We start from the raw sequence: 25,881 nt of genomic DNA, 5'->3' as shown, positions 1-25,881 counted from the left end.
CAAATAGAAGCGTCGAACACATCATTGTGTACGAAAAGCAGAAGGGCGCGGCATGACCCGCGCCCTTCGCCGGTACAACTGACGATTAGCGTCAGGCGATGTCGAAACGGTCGAGGTTCATCACTTTCGTCCATGCGGCGACAAAGTCGTTGACGAACTTCTCCTTCGCGTCGGAGCTGGCATAAACTTCCGCCAGCGCGCGCAACACCGAGTTGGAGCCGAAGACGAGATCGACGCGCGTGCCCGTCCACTTGACGTTGCCGGTCTTGCGGTCACGTCCCTCGAACACTTCCTTGGTGTCTGATGTCGCCTTCCATTCCGTGCCCATGTCGAGCAGGTTCACGAAGAAGTCGTTGGTCAGCGTGCCCGGCTTGTCGGTCAGGACCCCGTGCTTCGAACCGTCCGTGTTGATGTCGATCGACCGGAGGCCACCGATCAACGCGGTCAGTTCCGGCGCGGTCAGCGTCAGAAGCTGCGCCTTGTCGATCAGCAGGTGCTCGGCCGGAATCGCATACCGGGCCTTCTGGTAGTTGCGGAAGCCGTCCGCCGCAGGCTCGAGATACGAGAAGGATTCGACGTCGGTCTGGGCCTGGCTCGCGTCGGTACGTCCCGGCGTGAACGGGACGTTGACCGAGTGGCCGGCGGCCTTGGCAGCCTGTTCGACGCCGGCGTTGCCCGCCAGCACGATGAGGTCGGCGAGCGAAACCTTCTTGCCGCCTGTCTGGTCGAGGTTGAACTCCATCTGGATGCGCTCCAGCGCCTTCAACACCTTGGCAAGCTGCTCCGGCTGGTTGACGGCCCAGTCCTTCTGCGGGGCAAGGCGAATGCGCGCGCCGTTAGCGCCGCCACGCTTGTCGCCGCCACGGAAGATCGAAGCAGAAGCCCAGGCTGTGCCGACCAGCTCCGAAACGGTGAGCCCCGAAGCCAGCACCTTAGCCTTGAGTGCCGCCGCATCCGCGTCGTCGATCAACGGGTGATCGACCGCCGGCACCGGGTCCTGCCAGATCAGTTCCTCCCTCGGCACTTCCGGCCCCAGATAACGCGAGCGCGGACCGAGGTCGCGATGGGTCAACTTGAACCATGCGCGGGCGAAAGCCTCGGCGAAAGCCTGCGGGTTCTGCAGGAAACGGCGCGAAATCTTCTCGTATTCGGGGTCGAAGCGCAGCGCCAGATCCGACGTCAGCATCTTCGGCTTGTGCTTCTTCGATGCGTCATGTGCATCGGGAACGATATCGCCAGCATCCTTGGCGACCCACTGATGCGCGCCGGCAGGCGACTTCTCCAGCACCCATTCGAACTTGAACAGGTTTTCGAAGAAGAAGTTGCTCCACTGCGCAGGCGTCTGCGTCCAGGTCACTTCCAGTCCGCTGGTGATGGCGTCGCCGCCAGAACCGCTGCCGAAGCTGCTGGCCCATCCGAGACCCTGCGCTTCGAGATCGGCGGCTTCCGGAGCCGAGCCAACATGGTCAGCCGCTCCTGCGCCATGCGTCTTGCCGAAGGTATGGCCGCCGCCGATGAGCGCGACGGTCTCCTCGTCGTTCATCGCCATGCGCTTGAACGTCTCGCGGATGTCCTTCGCCGAGGCGAGCGGATCGGGATTGCCGTCCGGGCCTTCGGGGTTGACGTAGATCAGGCCCATCTGGACAGCCGCGAGCGGATTTTCCAGATCGCGTTCGCCGGAATAGCGGTTGCCGGTGTTCGTCGGATCATTGCTCGGCGCGAGCCATGTCGTCTCACGGCCCCAGTATACATCCTGATCCGGCTCCCATGTGTCCTCGCGACCACCGGCGAAACCGAAGGTGCGGAAACCCATGGTCTCCAGCGCGACGTTGCCGGTCAGGATGAGCAGGTCAGCCCAGGAAATCTGCTGGCCAAACTTCTGCTTGATCGGCCAGAGCAGGCGGCGCGACTTGTCGATGTTGACGTTATCCGGCCAGGAGTTGAGCGGTGCAAAACGCTGCTGGCCGCGCCCCGCACCGCCGCGACCGTCACCGACGCGATAGGTGCCGGCGCTGTGCCACGCCATGCGGATGAACTGCGGCCCATAGTTGCCGAAGTCGGCCGGCCACCAGTCCTGCGAATCCGTCATCAGCTTGCGCAGGTCGTTCTTGAGTTCCTCATAGTCGAGCTTCTTGAACTCCTCGCTGTAGTCGAAGCCCTTGCCGAGCGGGTCGGACTTCTGGGAATGCTGGCTCAGGAGATCGACGCGAAGCTGGTTCGGCCACCAATCCCGGTTGCTGGTGCCGCTACCGGCACCATGAACCACCGGGCATTTGCCCGGACCCTTGTCGTCTGTCTTCGCGTCCATGCCTATTCTCCGCTCGTACTTGCTTGGAAGGCAACGGCACGCATACCGCGCTGCATCGTGCACGCGTCCGCCGATACCGCAAAGGTTCGGGGATTGGTCACGATGTCTGCCTCCCTCTCCGGGTTGATGATGCCAAGGGGCTCGACGCGCTGGAAGCGCAGTCTAGAACTATTCCAGACTAGCCCTGCCGCCTGACAAAAACAAACTGCAATTTAGCCGCACGTCACGCGCGAAGTGTCTGCGCAATCTGCGCCGCAACCGAAGCGGCGAGCGCCTCGCCCGCGGGCGAACGCGTCCTGAGCGCACGGACGAGGCAGGCCTGCGACCGCAGGATGACGCCGTCCGACAAGATCTTCAGCCGGTTGGCGCGCAGGGTGGAGCCGGTGGTGGTGATGTCGACGATGACATCAGCGGAGCCGGCAGCGGGAGCGCCCTCGGTCGCGCCGAGGCTTTCGACGATGCGGTAGACCTGTATGCCGTGAAGCTGGGAGAAGAACTGCTGCGTCAGCCGCCAGTATTTTGTCGCGATGCGCAGGCGGCGGCCGTGGCGCTGGCGGAACTCGGCGGCGACATCGTCGAGGTCGGCCATGGTGTCGACGTCGAGCCAGCTTTCCGGCACCGCCACGACAACGTCCGCCGGACCGAAGCCCAACCGCACCTCGATGGCCGCCTTGCTTTCCCAGTCGGCGACGTTCTCGCGCAGCAGGTCCTCACCGGTGATGCCGAGATCGACAGCGCCCTGCCCGATCTCGCCGGCAATCTCGGACGCCGACAGGAAGGCGATCTCGATATCGTCGCGACCCTCTATGCGGGCGCGGTATTTCCGGTCATCGGAGGGCAGGCTGACGGGCAGCCCGGCCGTCGCCAGAATCTCCAGCGACTGATCTTTCAGCCGGCCCTTCGAGGGAATGGCGAGCGTGATGGTCATGCCTTGCCTCCCCGCAGCGCTTCGATGCGGTCGAGCCAGACGGAGAAGCCGACGCCGGGGATGGGCGACTTCGCGCCGAGCAGCGTGAGCAGTCGGTCGTAACGGCCGCCACCGGCGAGCGGGCGATCTGCTTCGCCCGAAGAAATCTCGAAGACGAGGCCGGTATAGTAGTCGAGCGGGCGGCCGAAGGCGGCGTCGTAGCGGATGGTCGCGGCCGACATACCCTCGGCTGCGACGGCCTGGACGCGGGCCGAAAAATTGGCCAGCGCGGAGCCAAGCGAAACGCCGGCCGACTTCGCGAACTGTTCGAGCGCGGCTGCTGCTTCGTTCAGCGGCACGTCTATGGCGAGGAAGGCTTCCAGCGCCGAGAAGGCCTCCGACGACAGGCGCACGCTGCGCAGTTCGGCCTTCTCCACCAGACGCCGCGCGATCTCCTGCGGCGTGCGGCCGGCGGTTGGCGACAGGCCGGCGTCGGCCATCTCGGCGGCGATGTGTTCGGCCAGCCGCTCCTGATCGCCATCGGCCACCAGCGCGCCGACGGCTTCGGGGAGCGCGCCGTTCTTCGGCGGGTTGGCGAGGTCGGCAAGGGCTGTCGCAAGCTGCTCGGCCGAACCGAAGGCGCGGGCGAGGCGCATGCGCCAGCCGCGCGGCAGGCCAAGGGCGGCCAGCACCGCCTCGAAAACGGACTGGTCGCCGAGCGTGACGGTCAGCGGGACACCGGGCAGCGCCAGCGACAGCAACGCGTGCGCATCGGCTATCGAGCGCGCGTCTGCGGCGGCGGTATCCTTGTCGCCGAGGTCCTCGATGCCCGCCTGGAAGAACTCGTTGCCGCCCTCGCGACGCTGGCGGAACACTTCGCCGAGATAGGAGTAGCGGCGCGGTGTGCCGGCCTGGCTGGCGATGTGGTCGAGGCAGACGGGAATGGTGAATTCCGGGCGCAGGCAGAGGGCAGCGCCCGTCTCGCTCTCGGTCAGGAAGATGCGGCGGCGCAGATCCTCGCCCGCCATGTCGAGGAACGGGTCGGCCGGCTGCAGGACGGGCACATCAACGGTCGCCGCGTTTCGTGCGGCGAAGAGCGCCAGAATGTCGGGCGCGATGGCGGGATAGCGGGAGGTCATGGGGCAAGCCCCTGTGCCGCAAGACCCGCTGATCCCAAATCAGGGGTGCTATTTGCCACGCGGACAAGCCACGCCCATCCACCCCCCTCTGGCCTGCCGGCCATCTCCCCCTCAAGGGGGGAGATTAGCGATTGCGACCTTGCCGCCCACTCACCGGCGGCGTTTGGCGAAATGTGTGACGCAGGCTGATCTCCCCCCCTGAGGGGGAGATGGCCGGCAGGCCAGAGGGGGGTATCTACGCTCACCCCTTCCTCCGCTCCGCCGCCTGCGCGTCGAGGATTTTCTTTACCTCGGCGACAAGATCGGCCTCCGGCACGGTCACCTGTCCCGGACGGGCTTCCTTGTATTCGGCATTGTCGGCGATGCCTGCCGCGAGGCGCGCGCCTTCGACCAGGTCCTTGATCTGCACGACGCCCTCGGCGCGCTCGTTGCCGCCCTGGATGACGACGGCCGGGCTGCCGCGGCGGTCGGCATATTTTATCTGCGCCTTCATGCCCGCGCCGCCGAGATACATTTCGGCGCGGATGCCGGCCTTGCGGAGTTTCGACACCATCTTCTGGTAGCGGCCGAGGCTTTCGGTGTCCTTGTCCATGACGAGAACCACGACCGGCGCGATGACATCTGATGTGTCGAGCTTGCCGAGCGCCTTCAGCGCGGCGGTGAGGCGCGAGACGCCGATGGAAAAGCCTGTAGCCGGAACCGGCTCGCCCCGGAAGCGCGACACGAGGCCGTCATACCGCCCGCCGCCGCCGACCGAGCCGAAGCGCACGATCTTGCCTTCCTCATTGGGTATTTCGGCGAGGAGTTCGGCTTCGTAGACCGGGCCGGTGTAGTATTCGAGGCCACGGACGACGGAAGCGTCAACCATGACTCGGTCGACGTCGTAGCCTGCAGCGGCACAAAGTGCTGACAACTCTTCGAGTTCGGCCACCCCTTGTTCACCAACACTCGAACCGGCAACGGCTTCACGCCAGAATTGGAACGAGATCGAGCCCGAACGAAATGTGCCTTCGCTGAGGGGATCGACTGGCGAGACAGCACCCTTTCCGACGAGATCCGGTCGGCCCTCTCGAAATGCAGTTCCCAAGTACGACAATACTCTGGCGATTTCTTGCTCGGCGAGCCCGGCGCCCTTCGTGAAATCGCCCTCGCCTTCCTTTCCGCCATCCCAGCGGCCAGCGCCGAGCAGCAAACGCACGCCTTCAGGGCCAAACTTGTCCAGCTTGTCGATCGCCCTCAGCACCGTCAGCCGGCGGCCGGCATTCTCCTCGCCGCCAAGGCCGATCGCTTCCAGCACGCCGTCCAGCACTTTGCGGTTGTTGACGCGGATGACGTAGTCGCCGCGCGCAATACCGAGCGCTTCCATCACGTCGGCCATCATCATCGCCATCTCGGCGTCGGCAGCCACACCCGGCGTGCCGATCGTGTCGGCGTCGAACTGCATGAACTGGCGGAAGCGGCCGGGGCCGGGTTTCTCGTTGCGGAACACCCAGCCGGAGCGATAGCTGCGATAGGGTTTTGGCAGGCGCTCGTAGTTCTCGGCGACGAAGCGCGCGGTCGGCGCGGTAAGATCGTAGCGCAGCGACAGCCACTGGTCGTCATCGTCCTGGAAGGAGAAGACGCCCTCGTTGGGGCGGTCCTGGTCGGGCAGGAATTTGCCGAGCGCGTCGGTGTATTCGATCAGCGGCTGCTCGACCGGCTCGAAACCGTAGAGTTCGTAGACGCCGCGAATTGTGGCCATCATCTTCTCGACGGCGCGGATGTCCTCGGCCGAACGGTCGACGAAGCCGCGCGGCAGCCGCGCCTTTGTCTTTTCGGATTTGTCGGCCATGGAGGTGTTCGCTTTGTCTTTTTGTCAGTTGCGTCAGTTGACGGGCGCGTCCTAGCCGACAGCGGGGGAACGGGCAAGGTGCGGAGGGGTGTCGTTAAATGCCGGGCGCGTTTTCCTCGCCCCTGCGAAGCGGGGGAGAGGTGTCCGCGAAGCGGACGGAGAGGGGGCATTTGGCAGACCAACTGTCTCGTCTTTTTGGGATCGGTTGCTCCCCCTCACCGTCTCGATCCTGCGGACCGATCGACCTCTCCCCCGCTTCGCAGGGGCGAGGGATCCCAATCGCATAGGCCGCACTTTCCCGTTGCCACGCCCTGCTTTCGCAGTCTGGCCTTTTTCAAAGAGCGCTCCCTGCCAAGGAGGGAGAAGTCGGGAAGCGGGGCACGGGGCCTTGCCTCTCATATTTTTAGTAACGTGGCCGGTCTCCCGCGCCCCGCCGGCGTTCTTGCCCCGAGGGAGGACACGGCCGTTGCCGCTGGTCTCCCTCGGGGCCCGGACCTGGGGGTTCATCACCCAGCCAATGCTACCGCAGCATTGACCGATCCGGCACCGCCGCCCTCCCTGATACCCGGTGCGCACCAGGTTCCCGTGAGGGCGATGGGGGCAGTATGCGGGAGGATTTGGGCGCGGGGATAAAAAATCCCCTCTCTTGCGATTTCTAACACTTAGCCTCCGCTTCGCTCCGGGCTAAGCTGTTGAAATCGCTTTCTCCCCCGCATGGGGGCGAGATAAGGCCGGCGCCAGCGCTGGCGAAAATCTATTCACGCCTGACGCCGTAGCTCATCGCGCCGTCATTCCGGGGCCGCGAAGTGGAACCCGGAAACCAGAGCGTGGACGCTTGCGGGACAGCGCCCCACCCTGTCCGGCCAGACGCTCCCCACGTGCGGGAGGTCAGGCTGGAAGTGATGGCGGTGGAGGTCTTTCTACCTACCCCGCTTTCGTCATCCTTGGGCTTGACCCGAGGATCCATGCCGTGAGGTTGGCCTAAAAATCTACCATCAAAAAGAGGACTGCCCTGCTCTCTCAGCCCATCACAGATAGGTCACGGCATTGATCCTCGGGTCGCGCTGCGCTTGCCCTAGGATGACGAAGTGGAAGGTAGGCCGTGCGGGCCGCCACTCGCCCACCCGTTGCATTTTTGGCACGGCGGGTTTCTTTCCTTGTGGATGGTCAGCTTCGCGCTGGCTTCGTGCGTTAACCCTGCGTAGATGAGCGCGCCTTCCTGTTTCGGGATTGATTCACGACTGATCCGTTTCGGACCGGCGGGCGACATGTTTGGGATACAGGGCTTAGGTATCACTGGCGGCATCTGAACGCCCGTGTGACGCATCTGGACCGAAACGCATTCGTAACTCTCTTCGTGCCAGATGTGAGCAGGGCAACAAACCGAGATGACTCCCGTGAAAGCCGCGCTTCTTTCGCTTGCCATGCTTGCAGGTATCGCCTTCTGGGGCGTCGGCATCTATGCCGCCGATGCATCGAGCGGCCACGCAGTCGTCGACGGCTACGGCGTCTCGGCCTCGATCTCCCGCTAGCTACCCTTCAATCGTCAGCAGACGTTTTTTCGCGCCGTCGATGACGAGCGCGGTGAGGCGGCCTGTCGCATAGGCGCCGGTATCGACATTGACCCGGTTCGGCAGGATCTCAGCCTGCTCGACCGGCGTGTGGCCGTGGACGATTACCTTCGGGTATAGCCCCTGGTGGCGATGGAACTCGCCCCTGATCCAGATCAGGTCGAGGTGATCCTGCGCGTCGAGCGCGACGCCGGGGCGGATACCAGCATGGCAAAAGAAGAAATCGCCGAACGCGACGGAAAACGGCAACCCTTCGAGAAACGCTCGATGATGGGCGGGCATGGCATCGCCGAGCGCCCGCGCGCCCGCGCGGAAGGCGGCTGGGTCTTCCAGTTCCAAGGGCCACGCCATAGGAGCGGGCCGTCTCGACGCCACCATGGCGGGCGAACAAGCCCTCCGGGTCGGGAAGCGCCAGGAAATCAAGGAAGCCGGTGTCATGGTTGCCGGCTAGCGAGACGATACTGCCGGTCTGCCTGCCGAAGCGTATCAGGAAATCGATCACGCCGGCAGAATCCGGGCCGCGATCGACATAGTCGCCGAGCTGGACGATGCGCCAGTCTCGGCCATGGCCGGCGATGTCGCCATACATGCGGGCAAGCAGGTCGAGCCGGCCATGCACGTCGCCGATGGCATAAATGACGATGCGTCAGGCCCGCGCGCGTCGGAAAAGGAAACAGTGCCCATGCGTCTGCCTAGACGAGACGGTCGTGTTTGGCGAGGGTGTGTATGAGGCGCGCTCTTTCCTTCTCCCTCAAGGAGAGAAGGTGGGTGTCAGCGCAGCAGCATGTCGCGGCTGGCCTGCGTGATGAGCCGCTTGCCGCAGAGCGCCAGAGTGACGTCCATCTCCTTGTAGATGATCTCCAGTGACTTCGTGACGCCGGGCTTGCCCATCGCGCCGAGGCCATAGAGGAAGGGCCGGCCGATATAGGTGCCCTTCGCGCCGAGGCAGAGCGCCTTCAGCACGTCCTGGCCGGAGCGGATGCCGCCGTCCATGTGGACCTCGATCTTGTCGCCGACCGCATCGACGATCGGCTCCACCATCGAGATGGAAGACGGCGCGCCGTCGAGCTGGCGGCCGCCATGGTTGGAGACGATGATGGCGTCGGCGCCGGTCTTCGAGGCCATGACGGCATCCTCGACGTCGTTGATGCCCTTGAGGATCAGCTTGCCGCCCCAGCGTTCCTTGATCCACTCGACGTCCTTCCACGACAGCCGCGTGTCGAACTGCTCGGTGGTCCACGAGGAGAGCGAAGCGAGATCGCCAACACCCTTGGCGTGGCCCACGATGTTGCCAAAGGTGCGGCGCTTGGTACCGAGCATGCCAAAGGCCCAGCCGGGGCGCGTCGCCATCTGCCAGATGTGCTTGGGCGTGAACTTCGGCGGGGCGGAGAGGCCGTTGCGCAGATCCTTGTGGCGCTGGCCGAGAATCTGCAGGTCCAGCGTCAGCACCAGCGCCGAGCATTTGGCCGCCTTGGCGCGGTCGATGAGGTTGTATACGAAGTCCTTGTCCTTCAGGACGTAGAGCTGGAACCAGAAGGGTTTCGTGGTGTTCGCGGCGACATCCTCAAGGGAACAGATACTCATGGTGGAGAGCGTGAAGGGCACGCCGAACTCCTCCGCCGCCTGGGCAGCCAGGATTTCGCCGTCCGGATGCTGCATGCCGGTCATGCCGGTGGGCGCGAGCGCGACGGGCATCTTCACTTTCTGGCCGACCATGGTCGATTCCAGCGAACGATCGCTCATGTCGACGAGCACGCGCTGGCGGAGCTTTATCTTGCGGAAATCCTCCTCGTTGGCGCGGTAGGTGCTTTCGGTCCACGCGCCCGAGTCGGCGTAGTCGAAGAACATCTTGGGCACGCGCTTCTTCGCCATCTTCTTGAGGTCGTCGATCTCTAGAACGGACATGGGCGTACCTCTGAGGGGCTTTCCGTAGGATTGGGTGGTCACGCTTCTTCCCTTCTAAATAGTACGCTGGCGAAGCCGAAGCCGCGCCACGCGCTGCCAGTCGCCGGTGCGTTCGGCCTCGGCCATGGCCTGCTCGACATAGGTGATGTGGTCCATCGCGGCCCGGCGCGCGGCCGACGGCTCGCCCTTCCTGACGGCCTCATAGATCGCGAGGTGCTGGTCTAGCAAGGCGGCACTTGCGTCAGGCAGGTTGTAGACGAGGATGCGGTTCTGCAGCACGCCGTCCGAGAGCAGGCGGTAACAGGAGCGCAGCGTGTGCATGAGCATGATGTTGTGCGCGCACTCGCCGATGGCCTGGTGGAACTCGACGTCGATCGCCGCCTCGCCTTCCATGTCTCCGGAAGGATGCGCCTGTTTCATGCGATCGACGATGCGTTCGAGCAGAGCGAGGTCGTCGGCGGTGGCGCGGCGCGCGGCATATTCGGCGGCGATGCCCTCGATCTCGCGGCGGTATTCGAGATAGTCGCGCGCGGCCTTGGGGTGGGTAGCGAAGAGTTCGGTCACGGGTTTGGCGAAGACCTGGCCGATGACGTCGGCGACATAGGTGCCGCCGCCGTGCCTGGATGTCAGCAGGCCGCGCGTCTCCAGATTCTTCAGGGCGTCGCGCAGGATGGGCCGCGAGACCTCGAGCTGGCGCGCAAGGTCGCGCTCGCCGGGCAACTGATCGCCGACGCGCAGGACCCCCTCAAGGACAAGCGCCTCGATCTGCTGCACCACCTCGTCGGCGGTGCGGGAATGCTCAATCCTAGAAAAAATCTCGTTCAACGGAGTTGCGCCGGAAACGCTTAGCTCCAGCCACAATAGAGCCTCAGGCCCATACTGGTCAATTTATTTATCCAGTCTTTTGCTTCTGGCCCGGCATATGTCCATCGCCTGGCCGCGCCGGGCGATGTCGGCATCCGGTTGGCAGATTTCGCCGATCCGTCATAAGCAATGTCGATCCACGACCCATGGGAACGGCAATGCCCGAAGCCAACGAGACCTCGGACTTCAAGCCCCTGATGACGGCAAACGTGCTCGGTTTCCCCGCTCATGAGGGACGCGCCGGCGCACTCGGCGAGGTGCATGCGCGACCCTATCCGCTGGTCGCCCAACCGCGACTGCTGTTGCAGCTCTCCTTCATGACCGAAGGCGGCTCGGTGGTCGACCACGCCGTGCTGTCGGAGCTTTCGCGCGGGCTCGGCATCGCGCCGCCGGAGCGAAACGCCCGCCACCACGCCATGAAGTGGGGCAACGGCTCGCTGCGCTGGGAGCGCCATACAGAATTCTCCACCTATCTGTGGGAGGGGTCGCTCGGCGGCGACGGACGCACGGCGGAGCGCTCGCCTTTCGGCAATGGCTTCAGCCCGCCCGGAACGGTGATATCCGGTATTCGGCTGGAAATCCGGGAATGGACGCCGGAGAGCGAAAAACTTATCGCGCAGTTCGATCCGGCCAGCCTCTGCTATTCGCTCGTGGAGCGCGGTAACGCCGCGATCGTGACCGATTTCCGCCAGGACGGCGACGGCCTTACCCGCATCCTCGTGCTCGACCGCGGCCTTTCGCCGGCGCGAACCGGCGCGCTTTCGCAACGTTTGATCGACATCGAGACCTATCGAACGCTTGCCATGCTGGGCCTGCCGATGGCGCTATCGCTGTCGGGGCGGGTGCGCCGCATCGAGGACCGGTTGGCCGACATCACGCGCGAGATGAAGGACACGGATGCGCGCAACAGCCAGGCGCTGCTCGTGGACCTCACTGAGCTGGCCGCCGAACTGGAGGCGGACGCCGCCGCCAGCCTCTATCGCTTCGGCGCAAGCCGCGCCTATGACGGGATCGTGCTCGAACGGCTGGAAGCGCTGGAAGAGGAAGTCGTTCCCGGCTTCGAGACCTGGGCAGGCTTCCTGCAACGCCGCGTGGCGCCCGCCATGCGCACCTGCCGGTCCGTCGAGGAGCGGCAGGCCAACCTGTCGCGCAAACTGACCCGCGCCACGACGCTGCTGCGCACCTGGGTCGACGTGGAGGTGGAAAAGCAGAACCGCGACCTGCTGGCGTCGATGAACAACCGCGCCAAGCTGCAACTGCGGCTGCAGCAGACCGTGGAAGGCCTCTCGGTGGCCGCCGTATCCTATTATGTCGTCGGCCTCATCGGCTACATGGCGAAGGGCGCGACGATCTTCGGCCATGCGGTGACGCCCGAGCTGGTAACCGCCATTTCGGTGCCGGTCGTGGTGCTTCTCGTCTGGTGGGCGGTGCGGCGCATCCGTCGCACCCACGTCGAGCGCGACAAGGCGCCGGCCGGCGAATAGACTTCCCCAGCGTCACTTTGCCGCTGTTTCCTCTCGCAGCGGCAATTCCGGCAAGACGGCAAAGTCCGTTTGCCAGCGCAGGACACAATTGGTAAAAGGTTTTTACCAGCTTGTGGAGGAACATGGATGTCCGGTCTGGCGATGCCCAAGCCCGACAGCGAGACGTTGCGGCGGCGCGCGGAGATCGTGGCCGACATGCGCACCATCGTCCCCGGCGAAGGTGTGGTGGACGCGGCCAACGAGATGCGCGCCTTCGAGACGGACGGGCTGACCGCCTATCGCCAGATGCCGCTGGTCGTCGTGCTGCCCGAGACGGTGGCGCAGGTTTCGCGCATCCTGAAGTACTGCAACGAGCGCGGCATCCGGGTCGTGCCGCGCGGCTCCGGCACCGGGCTTTCGGGCGGCGCGCTGCCGCTGGAGGACGCGGTGCTGCTGGTGATGAGCCGCTTCAACCGGATCCTGCAGATCGACTACCCGAACCGCTGCGTCGTGGTGCAGCCGGGCGTGACCAATCTCGGCATCACGCGCGCGGTGGAGGAAGAGAGCTTCTACTATGCGCCCGACCCCTCCTCCCAGATCGCCTGCTCCATCGGCGGCAATGTCGCGGAGAATTCGGGCGGCGTGCACTGCCTGAAATACGGGCTGACGGCCAACAACGTGCTCGGCATCGAGATGGTGCTGATGGACGGCGAGGTGATCCGCCTTGGCGGCAAGCATCTCGACGCCGGCGGCTACGACCTGCTCGGCGTCATGACCGGCTCGGAAGGGCTGCTTGGCGTGGTGACGGAAGTGACCGTGCGCATCCTGAAGAAGCCAGATACGGCGCGCGCGCTGCTGATCGGCTTTCCGACCAGCGAACAGGGCGGCAAATGCGTCGCCGACATCATCGGCGCCGGCATCATCCCAGGTGGCATGGAGATGATGGACCGGCCGGCGATCAAGGCGGCAGAGGATTTCGTCCGGGTAGGCTATCCGCTCGATGTTGAGGCGCTGTTGATCGTCGAGCTGGACGGGCCTTTGGTGGAGGTCGACCACCTGATCGGCCGCGTCGAGGCGATCGCGCATGAGAACGGCTCGACCACCTGCCGCATCTCGACATCGGAGGAAGAGCGCTTGGCCTTCTGGGCGGGGCGCAAGGCGGCGTTTCCGGCCGTGGGGCGCATCTCTCCGGACTATATCTGCATGGACGGCACCATCCCGCGCAAGGAACTGCCGCGCGTACTGGCCGGCATGCGCGCGCTCTCGGAGAAATACGACCTGCGCGTCGCCAACGTCTTCCACGCCGGCGACGGCAACCTGCATCCGCTCATCCTGTTCGACGCCAACAACCCGGGCGAACTCGACCGCGCCGAACAGTTCGGCGCGGACATATTGCGGCTTTGCGTCGAGGTCGGCGGCGTGCTGACCGGCGAGCACGGCGTCGGCATCGAAAAGCGCGACCTGATGGGCGAGATGTTCAGCCAGATCGACCTCGACCAGCAGATGCGGGTGAAATGCGCCTTCGACCCCAATCACCTGCTCAACCCCGGCAAGGTGTTCCCACAGCTGCGCCGCTGCGCGGAACTCGGCCGCATGCATGTCTCGGGCGGCAAGCTGCCGTTCCCGAGCATCCCGAGGTTTTGATGGCGGCGTCTCGGGATCATGGTTCCTCGCCCCTGCGAAGCGGGGGAGAGGTGGCTCGGGCGAAGCCCGAGACGGAGAGGGGGCAGCCCGATCTACCCAGCAGGCGTTCGCCAGCGAAGGTTTCTCGCGCTCGCCAACTCAGGCGCGGAGACAATATGGCCGAGGCGACCCTCTGGAATGAGTTGAAGGCCAAGAAACTTGGCGGACATAAATTCGTCCGTCAGATGCCGATCGGTCCGTACTTTGGTGACTTCGCCTGTCGTTCCTCGCGCCTGATTGTCGAAATCGACGGCAGTCAGCATGCCGATAGCAAATATGACCGCAAGCGAGATGAGTTCATGCGTACCGCAGGATATTCGGTGCTTAGGATGTGGAATGTGGATGTGCTGAAGGACATTGAGGCGGTCTGCGCCACTATTCTTGCGGCACTGGAAGGACGATTGAGCGAGGATACATTTGCTTCGGACATGAGGTTTGTTTTTGCTGCTGGCGGCGAGGGAGAAAAGTAGTGGCGGTCCCCCTCTCCGTCGCGCTTCGCGCGCCACCTCTCCCCCGCGTTGCGGGGGCGAGGAATCAAGGAAGCACTACATGACCACCTTCCTTCCCTTCACCGCATCGGACGTGGCCGAGGCTGTGCAGTGGGCGATTTCGGAGGAGGCGCCTGTCGAGATTGTCGGGCATGGCTCGAAGCGCGGTATCGGGCATCCGTTGCAATGCGAGCATGCGATCGATCTTTCGGCGATGTCGGGCGTGACGCTGTATGAGCCAGAGGAACTGGTGCTGTCGGCCAAGGCCGGGACGCCGGTCGCCGACATCGAGAGCCTGCTGGCGCAGAACCGGCAGCAGCTGGCCTTCGAGCCGATGGACTGCTCGCGCCTGCTGGCGCACGACACGCGCGGCGGCAAGGGTGGTACGATCGGCGGGACGATGGCCGCCAATCTCTCGGGGCCGCGCCGGCTGACGGCGGGCGCGGCGCGAGACCACATCCTCGGCGTCAATGTCGTCTCCGGACGCGGCGAGACCTTCAAGTCGGGCGGGCGCGTGGTGAAAAATGTCACCGGCTACGATCTCTCCAAGCTGATGGCGGGCTCCTGGGGCACGCTCGGCGTTATGACCGATGTGACGGTCAAAGTTCTGCCTTCGGCCGAGACCGAAACGACGCTCGCCATACGCGGCCTGACGGACGAGATGGGGACCGCCGCGATGGCGCTCGCCTTGGGATCGAGCGCCGAAGTTTCGGGCGCGGCCCACCTGCCCTACGGGGTGACCGAGCGCGTGGCGGGCAGTCTGCGAGGCTCCGATCCGGCGACACTGCTGCGCGTCGAGGGTTTCGGGCCGTCGGTGACATCGCGAGTCGAGACTCTGAAGAGCCTGCTTGGGAATGCCGGCCCGGTCGACGAAACCTCGGGGCGGGAATCAAAACTGCTCTGGCGCGACATACGCGACTGCGCTCCTTTCGCCGACGGCACATGGCGGCCGGTATGGCGCGTCTCAATGACGCCGTCGGAAGCCCACAGGCTCGTGCTGGCGCTGCGCATGCATGCCGGGTGCGATGCCTTCTACGACTGGCAGGGCGGCCTCGCTTGGCTGCGCATGGAGGCCGAGCCGGAAGCCGACGCGCTGCGCGCACTTCTGCGCCAGTTCGGCGGCGGCCACGCGACGCTGATGCGGGCAAGCCCCGCATGGCGTTCGGCCGTGCCGGCGTTCGAGCCGGAAGCGCCCGCGTTGGCCAGGCTGTCGGCAAGGGTCAAGGCGGAGTTCGATCCGAAAGGCCTGTTCAATCCGGGACGCATGGCGCGTGTCGCCGACTCTGCTAACCTCGCGCCAGCAACAGAGGAGAGCGTGCAATGACCGAGACCCCTCCGCCCCCCACCTCGCGCCAGACGGACCGCTGGCTGGAGCCGGGCCAGACCAACGCGCTGGTGGTCTACGTGCTCTATCTTGTCGGGATGGTCATCGGCGTCACAGGCCTGATCGGGCTTGTCATCGCCTATGTGAACCGCGGCAAGGCAGGCGGCTTCGTGGAGAGCCACTATACCTGGCAGATTCGTACCTTCTGGATCGGGCTGCTCTATGCGCTGATCTCGTTCGTGCTGATGTTTGTCATCATCGGCTTCGTCCTCGCCTTCGCGGTTGCCGTCTGGTTCATCGTCCGCTGCATCATCGGCATCCAGGCGCTGCAGCGCGGCGAGCCTATCAAGAAGCCGGAAAGCTGGCTGATCTAGGAATCGCATCCGCGTGCAAACCACCTTCACCGCCGAACAGCTTGCCGATCCGCATGTCGAGGAATCGGAAAAGATTCTCCGCAAATGCGTGCATTGCGGGTTCTGCACCGCGACGTGCCCGACCTATGTGACGCTGGGCAACGAGCTCGACAGCCCGCGTGGGCGCATCTACCTGATCAAGGACATGCTGGAGAACGGCAGGCCGGCGGACGAGCAGATCGTCACGCATATCGACCGCTGCCTGTCCTGCCTGTCCTGCATGACGACATGCCCGTCGGGCGTGAACTACATGCATCTGGTCGACCATGCGCGGGCGCATATCGAGCAGACCTACAAGCGGCCCTTCGCGGACCGCGCGATCCGTTCGCTGCTGGCCGCCGTACTGCCCTACCCTGCCCGGTTCCGCGCGGCGCTGATGCTGGCGAAGATCGGGCGGCCGTTTGCGGGACTGTTCGAGGCGCTGCCGGCGCTGAAACCGCTATCGGCAATGCTGAAGCTGGCGCCGGGCTCGGTGCCGAGGCGCTCGAAGAATTCGGCGCCCGGCCTGCACAAGGCGGCGGGGACGCGCAAGAAGCGCGTGGCTCTGCTGACCGGCTGTGCGCAGGCCGTTCTCGATCCCGGTATCAACGACGCGACGATCTCGCTTCTGACGCGGCTCGGTGTCGAGGTCGTGGTGCCGAAAGGCGAGACGTGCTGCGGCTCGCTTGTCCACCACATGGGGCGCGAGGAAGCCGCACTTGTCTCAGCGCGGCAGAACGTCGACGCATGGACCGCCGAGATCGAGAACGGCGGGCTGGATGCCGTGATCATCACCGCATCCGGCTGCGGCACGACCATCAAGGATTATGGCTTCATGCTACGGCTGGACGCCGCCTATGCACAGAAGGCGGCGCGGGTCTCGGCGCTGGCGAAGGACGTGACCGAATTTCTGGCGACGCTCGACATGCCCGAACCGACGGTGAAGCCGGAACTGACCGTCGCCTATCATTCGGCCTGCTCCATGCAGCACGGCCAGAAGATCACCCGCCAGCCGAAGGACCTGCTGGCGAAGGCCGGCTTCACAGTAAAGGAACCGCGCGAGGGGCACCTGTGCTGCGGGTCGGCCGGCACCTACAACATCATGCAGCCGGAGATTTCCGCGAAGCTGCGCGACCGCAAGGTGAAGAACATCGAGGCGACAGGCGCGGCGCTGGTGGCGACCGGCAACATCGGCTGCATCACGCAGATCGCTTCCGCCGCGAAGTTGCCGGTGGTGCACACGGTCGAACTGCTCGACTGGGCTTATGGCGGCAAGAAGCCGGCGGGTATCTGAAAGAGTAAGGGCGGGCGGCTGTTGTTTTGCCGCTCCGCCCTTGCCGGCAGGCCAGCGCCCCCGCGCGCGGCCCGTCCCCCGACGCCTAGAACCAGAATTACATGACGACGACCTTGGTGCCGACGCCAACGCGTTCGTAGAGTTCGACGACATCTTCGTTGCGCATGCGGATGCAGCCCGACGACACGGCTTGCCCTATCGTCCAGGGCTGGTTGGTGCCGTGGATGCGGTAGAGCGTTGAGCCGAGATAGAGGGCGCGGGCGCCAAGCGGATTCTCTGGCCCGCCTGCCATATGCGCCGGCAGGATCCTGCCACGGGCGCGCTCGCGGGCGATCATTTCCGCAGGCGGACGCCAGTCCGGCCACTCGGCCTTGCGCGTCACCTTGTGCGTGCCGGCCCATTCGAAACCGGGCTTGCCGGTGCCGACGCCATAACGGCGGGCCATGCCGCCCGGCTCGACGAGGTAGAGGAAGTTCTCGACCGTATCGATGATGATGGTGCCGGCCGGTTCGCCGCCGCTGTAGGCAACGTCCTGCGGCAGGTACATCGGATTCAACTGGTTGCTGACGGCGCGCTTTTCCTGCGGCGCGACGGCCGCGGTACGGACCTGGTCCGCCTGACCGCCGCCCATCAGACGCCGCACGCTGTCGTGGGCGGACAATCTGCGGGGGGTGTCGGGCTCGTTCGGGAATGCCCTGCGCGAGTTCTTCAACGCGACCCTGCCCGGTTTGTGTCCAAGCTGCAGGAGCCATGGCGCGGACAGGTCGGGGCTGACGACGACCGGCGGACGCTCGGCGTAGCGATCGTTTGCGGAAGCCGGCAGGACCGATACGACCAGCGCGGCCGCGACGGCAGGCAGAAGAACTCTTTTCATCTCACGCACTCATCACTCAAACGGGGCTCACTCAAACAAGGCGGGGACTGCGCCTCGCTTCTGCCGGCCATGTTGGCGGCGAGCGGCAACCGAATGGTGAATCGGAATGCTTCAAACGCGCGTTTGTCAGTAAACCTTTTGGTGTGGTTACCGGGCGGTTCAGGAATCTGGTAAAGGCCGCGTAAAGACGAGTGACGAGGCAGGAAATGGCGACGGCGGGATTGATCGAGGGCGCGGACGGAAAGACACGCTGCGCCTGGCACGGCAACCTGCCGGACTATCTCGACTATCACGACCGCGAGTGGGGACGTCCCGTCACCGACGACATCAGGCTGTTCGAGAAGATCTGCCTGGAAGGCTTCCAGTCCGGCCTCTCATGGCTCACCATCCTGAGGAAACGCGAGAACTTCCGCGCCGCCTTCGCCGGCTTCGACTTCGACAGAATTGCAAAGTTTACGGACAAGGATATCGAGCGGCTGCTCGGGGATACCGGCATCGTGCGCCATCGCGGCAAGATCGTCTCGACCATCAACAACGCCAAGCGGGCCCAGGAGATGGTTGCCGAGAAGGGATCGCTGGCGGCGTGGTTCTGGTCGTTCGAACCCAGACCGGAAGAGCGGCCGAAAAAGCTCGACTGGGCGACGCTGAAAGCCATGCCGACGTCGCCGACATCGACGCGCATCTCAAAGGAATTGAAGAAGCGCGGCTGGACTTTTGTCGGCCCGACGACGGTCTATGCCTTCATGCAGGCGATGGGCATGGTCAACGACCATGTCGAGGGCTGCTATTGCCGGGGCGAAGTCGAGAAAGCACGAGGCAAGCTCAAGCGGCCGAAGTGACGCTCACGCTATCGGGGCCGACAGGAAGAGTCCGACGGCGATGACGGCGACGGTCGCAAGAACCGGATAGATCACGAGCAGGCCGGTGACGAGGGCGTCGGCAAGGGTCATCGTCTCGGCCGAGCGGCGCTCGGTCGGAACGTCGAACGGACCCGCAGCGAGTTGCACGGACGATCGCGCAGCGGTGTCCGCCGCGCGCATGGCGAGAAAGCCTCGCGTCTGATCCTGCTGGTACGACATGATTCGGTCCCCGAAACCCTATACCGGGGCTTATCGTGGCCGATTGTGACCGGAGCATGCCGCAATGGCGGCAGGATTGTTTCAAAACCGGGCAGTTTTGTTGCGTTCGGCCTGTATTCAAGCCGCCTTCGACTTCGCTCCCACCGCAATTGTCGCCACCCATGCCCGCGCGATCGCGAGCCCGACGGCGTCCGCAGTTGGGCCGTGGCGCGCGGCTTCCTCTTCGTAGCCCTCCAGCCAGCCGGGCTGGTGCGCCTTCAGGGACTCCGCGAAAGCCTCGTTCCAGTGGCGAACATGAGCCTGGTCGGCCTCGAAGTGAAACTGGATGCCATAGGCAGCGCGGCCAACGCGGAACGCCTGATTGGCGGCGACATCACTACCAGCGAGGCGCGTCGCACCGGGAGGCAGGGTGAAGGTATCCTCATGCCACTGGAAGATGAGGAAACTGTCGGGCGCGGCGGCAAGAACGGCATCGATCGCACCCTCGCCCGTTCGCGTCACGGCGCACCAGCCGAACTCATCTGCGCCGCCGATGATGTTGTCGGCATCATAGGCCCGCGCCAGCAACTGGCTGCCGAGGCATATGCCCAGAACCGAGCGGCCGTCGTTTCCGAACTCGCGCATCATTCCGAGGAGCTGCGGGAAATACGGACTGCCGGCATCGTCGCGCGCATTCTGGGGGCCGCCGAGGACGACCAACGCATCGTAAACGTCGCCGGCCGGCAAGTCGTCGCCGGCGTATGGCCTGCGAACATCGACGATCGCGCCGGCTTCGTCGAACGCTGAGGCGAGCTGGCCGATGCCCTCGTCGTCGAAATTCTGGACCACCAGCACCCGCATGACCGCTCCGCATGATATGACGATTTCGGGTGGCATCATGATGCGAAGGCGAGCAGATTTCCAGAGCCATGTCGTTGCAAAACCGTGTCGATCCTTTCGGCCAAATCCATGGGGTCGCCGCGCGCGGTCTGTTCACGGGAAATCGCGGCATCATCCACGATCCTGCGACGAAGACGCTGACCGGCCGCCGCTGGACGACGAAGGCCTGGATCATATGCGCCTGTGCGTACAAGGGGCGGCGGCGAGAGGTGATGGGCTATAACGGCCGCAACGGCGGTGCAGGCTGGACCGAGCTCTTCTTTCTTGACGAGGTAACCTCTCTGGCAGCGGGGCATCGGCCCTGCTTCGAATGCAGGCGCGAAGCCGCGAAGGCGTATGCTGGCGCGTTCGGACGCGCGTTCGGGGTTACGAAGCCAACAGTGCAGATGATGGACGCGCGGCTGCACGCCGAGCGGCTTGCGTCGACGCGTGACGTCCCACCGTCGTCATCCCAGGGGATGACGGAGACGATCGGTCTTCCTGACGGAACCATGATTCAGAGCGGGCGCACTGCCTATGCATTGGGCGGAGGTCGGGCGTTGCCTTGGTCGTTCGATGGTTATGGCGACAGTGTTCCACTTTCCGCATTCGGCGGAAGGAAAGTCTCGGCCATCACCCCGGCAACGACAATCGCCGTGCTACGCGAAGGCTTCAACCCGATCTGGCACCCGAGCGCCTTCAGCCAGACATCTTGACCGCCAAACGCGGCTGCCGCATGTCTCGTCTCCATGCGCGCAAACTACACTCTGAAACGTCTTTTCGTAACTGACGATCTCGCTGCCGGATCGTCTTTCGAGCTGACACCGGAGCAGAGCCACTACCTGGCGAACGTGCTGCGCATGGCCGAGGGCGGCGAACTGCTCGTCTTCAACGGGGGTGACGGCGAGTGGCTGGCGCGCGTCGCCGCCAAGGGCAAGAAGGCGGTGCGGCTGGCCATAGTCGAGCAAACGCGGCCGCAGAATCCCTTGCCGGACCTCGTTTACTGTTTCGCACCGCTGAAGGTCGGCAGGCTGGACTATCTGGTGCAGAAGGCCGTCGAGATGGGCGCGGGCGTGTTGCAGCCGGTCATCACGCAGCACACGCAGCTTGCGAAGATCGGCACGGACCGCCTGAAGGCCAATGTGATGGAGGCGGCCGAACAGTGCGGCATCCTCGCCGTGCCGGAGGTGCGCGAGGCACAGAAGTTCTCGACCCTTATTGCCGGCTGGGAAAAAGACCGCCGCCTGATCTTTTGCGACGAAAGCGCCACCACCAACAATCCGCTCACCGCCTTGCAGGGTATTTCCGAGAAGAAGCTCGGGCTGCTGGTGGGACCGGAAGGCGGGTTTTCGGAGGAGGAACGGCGGCAACTGCGCGCCCTCCCCTTCGTGACGGCGATCCCGCTTGGGCCGCGCATCCTGCGGGCGGATACGGCGGCTGTGGCGGCGCTGGCAGTCATCCAGGCAACGGTGGGTGATTGGTAGGCGCAATCCGCCTGAATGCTGGATCAGCAGAATTCGCTTGATCCGATCCTGTCATTTCGGCCATCAAGCGCGCGGTCAGCGGTAGAAACCGCTCCTAGGGGAACTGCATGGCGCGCGACACCACCGATTTTCAGCCGATCGAGAGCATCGACGAACTTGTCGCCTATCTCGCTGCCGGCAACAAGCCGCGCGACAAATGGCGGATCGGCACCGAGCACGAGAAGTTCCCCTTCTATGTCGATGGGCACGCACCGGTTCCGTACGGCGGCGAGCGCGGCATCCGGGCCATCCTCGAAGGCATGCAGCAGAAGCTCGGCTGGGACCCGATCATGGATGCCGGCCGCATCATCGGGCTGGTGGAGCCGACCGGACAGGGCGCAATCAGCCTGGAGCCGGGCGGTCAATTCGAGCTTTCAGGCGCGCCGCTGGAAACGATCCACCAGACCTGCCGAGAGGGCAACGCGCATCTGGCGCAGGTGCGCGAGATCGCCGAGCCGCTCGGCATCCGTTTCCTCGGCCTCGGTGGCAGCCCGAAATGGTCGCTGGCCGAGACGCCGAAAATGCCGAAGTCGCGCTATGAGATCATGACCCGCTACATGCCCAAGGTCGGCAGACAGGGCCTCGACATGATGTATCGCACCTGCACGATCCAGGTGAACCTCGATTTCGAGAGCGAGGCGGACATGCGGCGAAAGATGCAGGTTTCGCTGAAGCTGCAGCCGCTGGCGACCGCGCTGTTCGCCAACTCGCCCTTCACCGAGGGACATCCGAACGGACTGCTGTCCTGGCGCGGCGACATCTGGCGCGACACAGACAACCAGCGGTCCGGCCTCAAGGAGTTCTGTTTCTCTGATAATTTCGGCTTCTTTGACTATGTCGACTGGGCGCTCGATGTGCCGATGTATTTCGTCATTCGCGACGGTCACTACATCGATATGACGCGCTACACCTTCCGGCAGTTCATGGCCGGCGGGGCGCGCGACGAGGTGCCGGACGGCATGCCCACCATGGGCGACTGGGCCAACCACCTCTCGACATTGTTTCCCGATGTGCGCCTGAAGCGCTTCCTCGAAATGCGCGGCGCCGACGGCGGCCCGTGGCGGCGCATCTGCGCGCTGCCCGCCTTCTGGGTCGGGCTACTTTACGACCAGACGACGCTGGAGGCAGCCGAAGCGCTGACACGCGACTGGACCTTCGCCGAGGTCAATAGGCTGCGCAACAACGTGCCGGCGAAGGGCATCCGCGCCGAATTCCGCGGACGGGAACTGATCGAGATCGCGCGCGAGGTGCTGGCTCTGACGCGACAGGGCTTGAAAAATCGCGGCCGCAAGAACCGCGACGGTTATGACGAGACCTCCTTCCTGACCACGCTGGACGAAGTGGTGGCGCGCGGCACGACCAGTGCCGAGGAGATGCTCAGCGCCTATCATACGCGCTGGGGCGGCTCGATCGAGCCGGTCTTCCTCGAATACGCTTACTAGGCACTAGACTTATAGTCGGCATCCGCAGTCGCGCTGATGCGATGGCCATTGCTGCGAGGCTTTTCGTAGCGTGTCGCGATGCGTCGGAAGTGCGCGAGCTTGCAGAAGCAAGCGCTCGACGAGGTCAGCGTTCGCCTGTAGGCCGTCCGGAAAGAGCGAGAGTGCGCTCCAGGAGCACTTCGTAGATCGGCCGGGTACCCAGGCTCACCGCCACGACCCTCGCCACGACGGTGGTCAGCATGACCGGCAAGACGAGGGAGTATGCGCCGGTAAGCTCCGCCACCAGAATTATCCCCACCAGCGGAGCCTGCACCGTCGCTGCAAACAACCCTCCCATGGCGGCTGCGGCAAGCGCTACGGAAGCGCCCGGAGGCAGGGCAAATGCAAACTCCAGCACCGCGCCGTAGAACAGGCCGATCGTGGTGGCGAGCCCCAGTATCGGCGCGAAGATTCCGCCGGGAACGCCAGTCGAGTAACTGACCATCGTCATCAGAAACCTGACAGCGACAAGCCCGGCAATCGTGACCAAGGGCAGGTTCTTCGCGACCAGTTCGACCGACAGGGTTTCGCCGCCGCGGGTGGCGTCCGGAAACAACACGAGCAGGGTTCCGACGGCAAAACCGGCGATTGCCGGCAGCAGATAGAAAGAAAACCTTTGGCCGAGAGCCTGCGCGCGGTCGAGCGACCAGACGAGAGACGTGTTGAAAGCCGTGCCCGCCAGCCCGAGGACAACTCCCAGTCCTGCAAAAGCCGGTAGCATGGACAGCGGAATCGCCGACGAGTCCATCGTCATCAACGGCTCGCCGCCGGCGATGATGCTGCTCAGGGTGACGCTGGCCACGGTTGCCAGAATGACGGCCGAGTAGCTGCGAAAACTGTGCGGGAACTGTTTGCGGGTTTCCTCCAGGACGAACAGCACTCCTGCCAGCGGCGCGTTGAACGCAGCGGCCAGACCGGCTCCCGCACCAGCAGCGAGCAGCGCATGCAGATCAAGCCGCGAAAACTTGAACCAGCCCGACACGGCCTTCGCGACCGCCGCGCCGATATGCATGGTCGGCCCTTCCCTGCCCACCACCAGGCCGGAGCCCAGCGCCAGCAAGCCGCCGAAGAACTTGACCGGCAGAATGCGCGCCCAGTGGATTTCGCGTTCGTCCGCCATCGCTCCTTCGATCTCCTGGATGCCGGAGCCGGCCGCTTCCGGCGCGAAAGCCCTGACCAGCCATACAGCGGCGACGACCATGAGCGCGGTCGTCAGCCCGACGACGAGGAGGTGAAGCGCCGTTTGATCGCCTGTTAGTCCGGAGACGAAGTCGGGCCAGACATGCGCATTTTCATCGCCGAACCGCAGGGCGGTGCCGAGGAAGCCGGTTATCAGCCCGACGACGATCGCCACCAGGAAAAACAGCAGATCACCGACGCCGCGCCTTTCTGCAATCGGGGACATCATGAACGGGTCACTTCCAAGCTGATGTCCTCATTCGGCGAAACGACCCCGATTGCGCACCCCTTGCCGGCCGTGATACTCAGTCGCCAGCGCGGGTATGGTGTAGTGGTAGCGCTCTAGCTTCCCAAGCTAGCTGTGCGGGTTCGATTCCCGCTACCCGCTCCAGACCAACCTTACGATATCATAACTGCTGCCCTGCGATGGCGAGCCACTTGTCTTCAATCGGGGCCCCGGAAGTGCTTCGACAGCTTCAGGCCCTGCGCCTGGTAGTTGGAGCCGAGGTCAGTCCCGTAAAGCGCCTTCGGGCGATCCAGCATATGCTCGTATACAAGACGGCCGACGATCTGGCCGTGTTCGAGGATGAAGGGCACCTCGTGGCTGCGCACTTCCAGCACCGCGCGGCTGCCCGTACCGCCGGCGGCCGAATGGCCGAAGCCTGGGTCGAAGAAGCCTGCATAGTGCACGCGGAATTCGCCGACCAGCGGGTCGTAGGGTGTCATCTCGGCGGCGTAGAGCGGCGGGACGTGGACGGCTTCGTTGCTGACGAGGATGTAGAACTCGTCCGGGTCCAGCACGAGTTCCGGCGCCCCGTGGGCGTAGAGCGGTTCCCAGAAATCGAGCACGTGGTGCGCAGCGCGCTTGTCGACATCAACCAGCCCGGTGTGGTGCTTGCCGCGATAGCCGATCAGCGCGCCTCGCTCGCCGCTGAGGTCGATGGAGAGCGCGATGCCGCCGCCGGAAATGTTGGGCGGATCTGTCGCGACAAGCGTCTCGGCGCGATGGAGGATTTCGAGTTCGCCTTCCGACAGCAGGGCGTTGCCGGTGCGGAAACGTATCTGCGACAGGCGCGAGCCGGCGCGCACGACGATCGGGAAGGTGCGTGGACTGACTTCGAGATAGAGCGGCCCGGTGTAGCCCGGCGCGATCTTGTCAAACTCCCGGCCATGGTCGGTCATGACGCGCGTGAAGATGTCGAGCCGGCCGGTCGAGCTTTTCGGATTGGCCGAAGCGGAGATGCCGGCCGGTAGGTTCAGCGTCTCGAGTAGCGGCACGATATAGACGCAGCCGGTCTCAAGTACCGCGCCATTGGCAAGGTCGATCTCGTGGAGTTGCAGGCGATCGAGCTTGTCGGCGACATTGCTGTTCGGCCCCGGCAGGAAGCTGGCGCGCACGCGCCATGCCTTTTCGCCAAGCCTGAGATCAAGGCTGGCCGGCTGTATCTGGTCGGGATCGAGCGGACGACGGCTCGCGAGCGCGCCGGACTGAAAAAGCGCGGCGATATCTGTGTCGGGCAGGATGCCTGTCTGGCGCAAGCGGTTCATCTCCATGCAGCATCATGCAATGCTGGCCCAGTGGTTTAGCAATCGACGGAATTGACGCAAGCCGGGCGCGGGTCTAAGGGTTCGTTATCCCGTGGTGATTTGGCCGGTCGGCTTGCAGCCACGTTAAACAAGTCGCTAAAGGACCGTCGGGCGAGAGCCATATGGACCGG

Annotated in this window: 23 protein-coding genes, 1 tRNA gene, 1 pseudogene and 1 riboswitch; of the genes and pseudogenes, 12 read left to right on the top strand and 13 right to left on the bottom strand. The window is 64.5% G+C overall.

Annotated elements, in window-relative coordinates:
* Nucleotides 1-91: 91 nt before the first annotated feature.
* The 4 genes from katG to hisS all read right to left on the bottom strand — a co-directional run bounded on the left by katG (nt 92) and on the right by hisS (nt 6,185).
* Nucleotides 92-2,308, bottom strand: coding sequence for a catalase/peroxidase HPI (katG, locus tag ABMA32_RS06295; RefSeq protein ID WP_349012854.1), 2,217 nt, complete (start codon nt 2,306-2,308; stop codon nt 92-94).
* A gap of 223 nt (nt 2,309-2,531) precedes the next feature.
* The gene (hisG, locus tag ABMA32_RS06290) at nt 2,532-3,236 is read right to left on the bottom strand and encodes an ATP phosphoribosyltransferase (protein ID WP_349012853.1); all 705 of its coding nucleotides are present in this window, start codon (nt 3,234-3,236) and stop codon (nt 2,532-2,534) included.
* A complete protein-coding gene (locus tag ABMA32_RS06285; protein ID WP_349012852.1) occupies nt 3,233-4,354 on the bottom strand; it encodes an ATP phosphoribosyltransferase regulatory subunit in 1,122 nt (373 codons plus the stop codon). The genes hisG and ABMA32_RS06285 overlap by 4 nt, the downstream gene beginning before the upstream one ends.
* Nucleotides 4,355-4,595: 241 nt before the next feature.
* Nucleotides 4,596-6,185: a histidine--tRNA ligase gene (gene hisS, locus ABMA32_RS06280; RefSeq protein WP_349012851.1), complete on the bottom strand. Its 1,590-nt coding sequence runs from the start codon at nt 6,183-6,185 to the stop codon at nt 4,596-4,598.
* A gap of 1,388 nt (nt 6,186-7,573) precedes the next feature.
* On the opposite strand from hisS, the gene ABMA32_RS06275 reads away from it, so the two are divergent.
* Entirely contained in the window at nt 7,574-7,717 is a 144-nt protein-coding gene (locus ABMA32_RS06275; RefSeq protein ID WP_349012850.1) for a hypothetical protein, read from the top strand.
* Here the strand turns inward: ABMA32_RS06275 and ABMA32_RS06270 are convergent, their stop codons facing one another.
* The 4 genes and pseudogenes from ABMA32_RS06270 to ABMA32_RS06255 form a co-directional block, all read right to left on the bottom strand.
* Nucleotides 7,718-8,107 (bottom strand): hypothetical protein, encoded by a 390-nt coding sequence (locus ABMA32_RS06270; RefSeq protein WP_349013372.1) that lies wholly within the window; start codon nt 8,105-8,107, stop codon nt 7,718-7,720.
* Between the two features lie 124 nt (nt 8,108-8,231).
* Nucleotides 8,232-8,345 (bottom strand): annotated as a pseudogene (locus tag ABMA32_RS06265) (hypothetical protein); the annotation flags it as partial.
* A 182-nt stretch (nt 8,346-8,527) separates the two neighbouring features.
* Nucleotides 8,528-9,661 carry an alpha-hydroxy acid oxidase gene (locus tag ABMA32_RS06260; RefSeq protein WP_349012849.1) on the bottom strand — a complete coding sequence of 378 codons (1,134 nt, stop codon included), beginning with the start codon at nt 9,659-9,661 and terminating at the stop codon, nt 8,528-8,530.
* A 54-nt stretch (nt 9,662-9,715) separates the two neighbouring features.
* On the bottom strand, nt 9,716-10,486 hold the full coding sequence (locus tag ABMA32_RS06255; RefSeq protein ID WP_349012848.1) for an FCD domain-containing protein: 771 nt from the start codon (nt 10,484-10,486) through the stop codon (nt 9,716-9,718).
* A 197-nt stretch (nt 10,487-10,683) separates the two neighbouring features.
* Between ABMA32_RS06255 and ABMA32_RS06250 the strand changes: the two genes are divergently transcribed.
* The 6 genes from ABMA32_RS06250 (at nt 10,684) to glcF (ending at nt 17,169) form a co-directional block, all read left to right on the top strand.
* Nucleotides 10,684-12,009 (top strand): DUF3422 family protein, encoded by a 1,326-nt coding sequence (locus ABMA32_RS06250; RefSeq protein ID WP_349012847.1) that lies wholly within the window; start codon nt 10,684-10,686, stop codon nt 12,007-12,009.
* Between the two features lie 126 nt (nt 12,010-12,135).
* Nucleotides 12,136-13,632, top strand: a complete 1,497-nt coding sequence (locus ABMA32_RS06245) for an FAD-linked oxidase C-terminal domain-containing protein (protein WP_349012846.1) — start codon at nt 12,136-12,138, stop codon at nt 13,630-13,632.
* A 155-nt stretch (nt 13,633-13,787) separates the two neighbouring features.
* Nucleotides 13,788-14,141 (top strand): endonuclease domain-containing protein, encoded by a 354-nt coding sequence (locus ABMA32_RS06240; protein ID WP_425475477.1) that lies wholly within the window; start codon nt 13,788-13,790, stop codon nt 14,139-14,141.
* Between the two features lie 79 nt (nt 14,142-14,220).
* Nucleotides 14,221-15,483 (top strand): FAD-binding protein, encoded by a 1,263-nt coding sequence (locus ABMA32_RS06235; RefSeq protein ID WP_349012844.1) that lies wholly within the window; start codon nt 14,221-14,223, stop codon nt 15,481-15,483.
* Nucleotides 15,480-15,857 carry a DUF4870 family protein gene (locus ABMA32_RS06230; protein ID WP_349012843.1) on the top strand — a complete coding sequence of 126 codons (378 nt, stop codon included), beginning with the start codon at nt 15,480-15,482 and terminating at the stop codon, nt 15,855-15,857. Before ABMA32_RS06235 ends, ABMA32_RS06230 begins: the two co-directional genes overlap by 4 nt.
* Nucleotides 15,858-15,870: 13 nt before the next feature.
* Nucleotides 15,871-17,169, top strand: a complete 1,299-nt coding sequence (glcF, locus tag ABMA32_RS06225) for a glycolate oxidase subunit GlcF (protein ID WP_349012842.1) — start codon at nt 15,871-15,873, stop codon at nt 17,167-17,169.
* A gap of 97 nt (nt 17,170-17,266) precedes the next feature.
* On the opposite strand, the gene ABMA32_RS06220 is transcribed toward glcF, so the two are convergent.
* On the bottom strand, nt 17,267-18,043 hold the full coding sequence (locus tag ABMA32_RS06220) for a L,D-transpeptidase (protein ID WP_349012841.1): 777 nt from the start codon (nt 18,041-18,043) through the stop codon (nt 17,267-17,269).
* A gap of 206 nt (nt 18,044-18,249) precedes the next feature.
* Between ABMA32_RS06220 and ABMA32_RS06215 the strand changes: the two genes are divergently transcribed.
* Nucleotides 18,250-18,882 (top strand): DNA-3-methyladenine glycosylase I, encoded by a 633-nt coding sequence (locus ABMA32_RS06215; RefSeq protein ID WP_349012840.1) that lies wholly within the window; start codon nt 18,250-18,252, stop codon nt 18,880-18,882.
* Nucleotides 18,883-18,885: 3 nt separating this feature from the next.
* Here ABMA32_RS06215 and ABMA32_RS06210 read toward each other — a convergent pair whose 3' ends face one another.
* Nucleotides 18,886-19,122, bottom strand: coding sequence for a hypothetical protein (locus tag ABMA32_RS06210; RefSeq protein ID WP_349012839.1), 237 nt, complete (start codon nt 19,120-19,122; stop codon nt 18,886-18,888).
* Between the two features lie 117 nt (nt 19,123-19,239).
* Nucleotides 19,240-19,962, bottom strand: coding sequence for a type 1 glutamine amidotransferase (locus ABMA32_RS06205; RefSeq protein ID WP_349012838.1), 723 nt, complete (start codon nt 19,960-19,962; stop codon nt 19,240-19,242).
* A gap of 68 nt (nt 19,963-20,030) precedes the next feature.
* Here ABMA32_RS06205 and ABMA32_RS06200 point away from each other — a divergent pair, with 68 nt between their 5' ends.
* The 3 genes from ABMA32_RS06200 (at nt 20,031) to ABMA32_RS06190 (ending at nt 22,945) form a co-directional block, all read left to right on the top strand.
* The gene (locus tag ABMA32_RS06200; RefSeq protein ID WP_349012837.1) at nt 20,031-20,696 is read left to right on the top strand and encodes a hypothetical protein; all 666 of its coding nucleotides are present in this window, start codon (nt 20,031-20,033) and stop codon (nt 20,694-20,696) included.
* 33 nt (nt 20,697-20,729) lie between these two features.
* Nucleotides 20,730-21,464, top strand: coding sequence for a 16S rRNA (uracil(1498)-N(3))-methyltransferase (locus ABMA32_RS06195; protein ID WP_349012836.1), 735 nt, complete (start codon nt 20,730-20,732; stop codon nt 21,462-21,464).
* Nucleotides 21,465-21,571: 107 nt separating this feature from the next.
* The gene (locus ABMA32_RS06190; protein ID WP_349012835.1) at nt 21,572-22,945 is read left to right on the top strand and encodes a glutamate--cysteine ligase; all 1,374 of its coding nucleotides are present in this window, start codon (nt 21,572-21,574) and stop codon (nt 22,943-22,945) included.
* A 124-nt stretch (nt 22,946-23,069) separates the two neighbouring features.
* On the opposite strand, the gene clcA is transcribed toward ABMA32_RS06190, so the two are convergent.
* Nucleotides 23,070-24,392, bottom strand: coding sequence for a H(+)/Cl(-) exchange transporter ClcA (gene clcA / locus ABMA32_RS06185; RefSeq protein ID WP_349012834.1), 1,323 nt, complete (start codon nt 24,390-24,392; stop codon nt 23,070-23,072).
* A gap of 88 nt (nt 24,393-24,480) precedes the next feature.
* Here clcA and ABMA32_RS06180 point away from each other — a divergent pair.
* Nucleotides 24,481-24,554 (top strand) — tRNA-Gly (locus ABMA32_RS06180).
* A 53-nt stretch (nt 24,555-24,607) separates the two neighbouring features.
* On the opposite strand, the gene ABMA32_RS06175 is transcribed toward ABMA32_RS06180, so the two are convergent.
* Nucleotides 24,608-25,711: a 2'-deoxycytidine 5'-triphosphate deaminase gene (locus ABMA32_RS06175; RefSeq protein WP_349013344.1), complete on the bottom strand. Its 1,104-nt coding sequence runs from the start codon at nt 25,709-25,711 to the stop codon at nt 24,608-24,610.
* A gap of 81 nt (nt 25,712-25,792) precedes the next feature.
* Nucleotides 25,793-25,870, top strand: a riboswitch (SAM riboswitch).
* Nucleotides 25,871-25,881: the final 11 nt, after the last annotated feature.

The sequence above is a fragment of the Mesorhizobium quangtriensis genome, assembly GCF_040081925.1.
In the GTDB taxonomy this organism is placed as follows: Bacteria; Pseudomonadota; Alphaproteobacteria; order Rhizobiales; family Rhizobiaceae; genus Mesorhizobium_K; species Mesorhizobium_K quangtriensis.
Note: the sequence above shows the minus strand (reverse complement) of the source record. Positions and strands in the feature narration are given on the sequence as shown.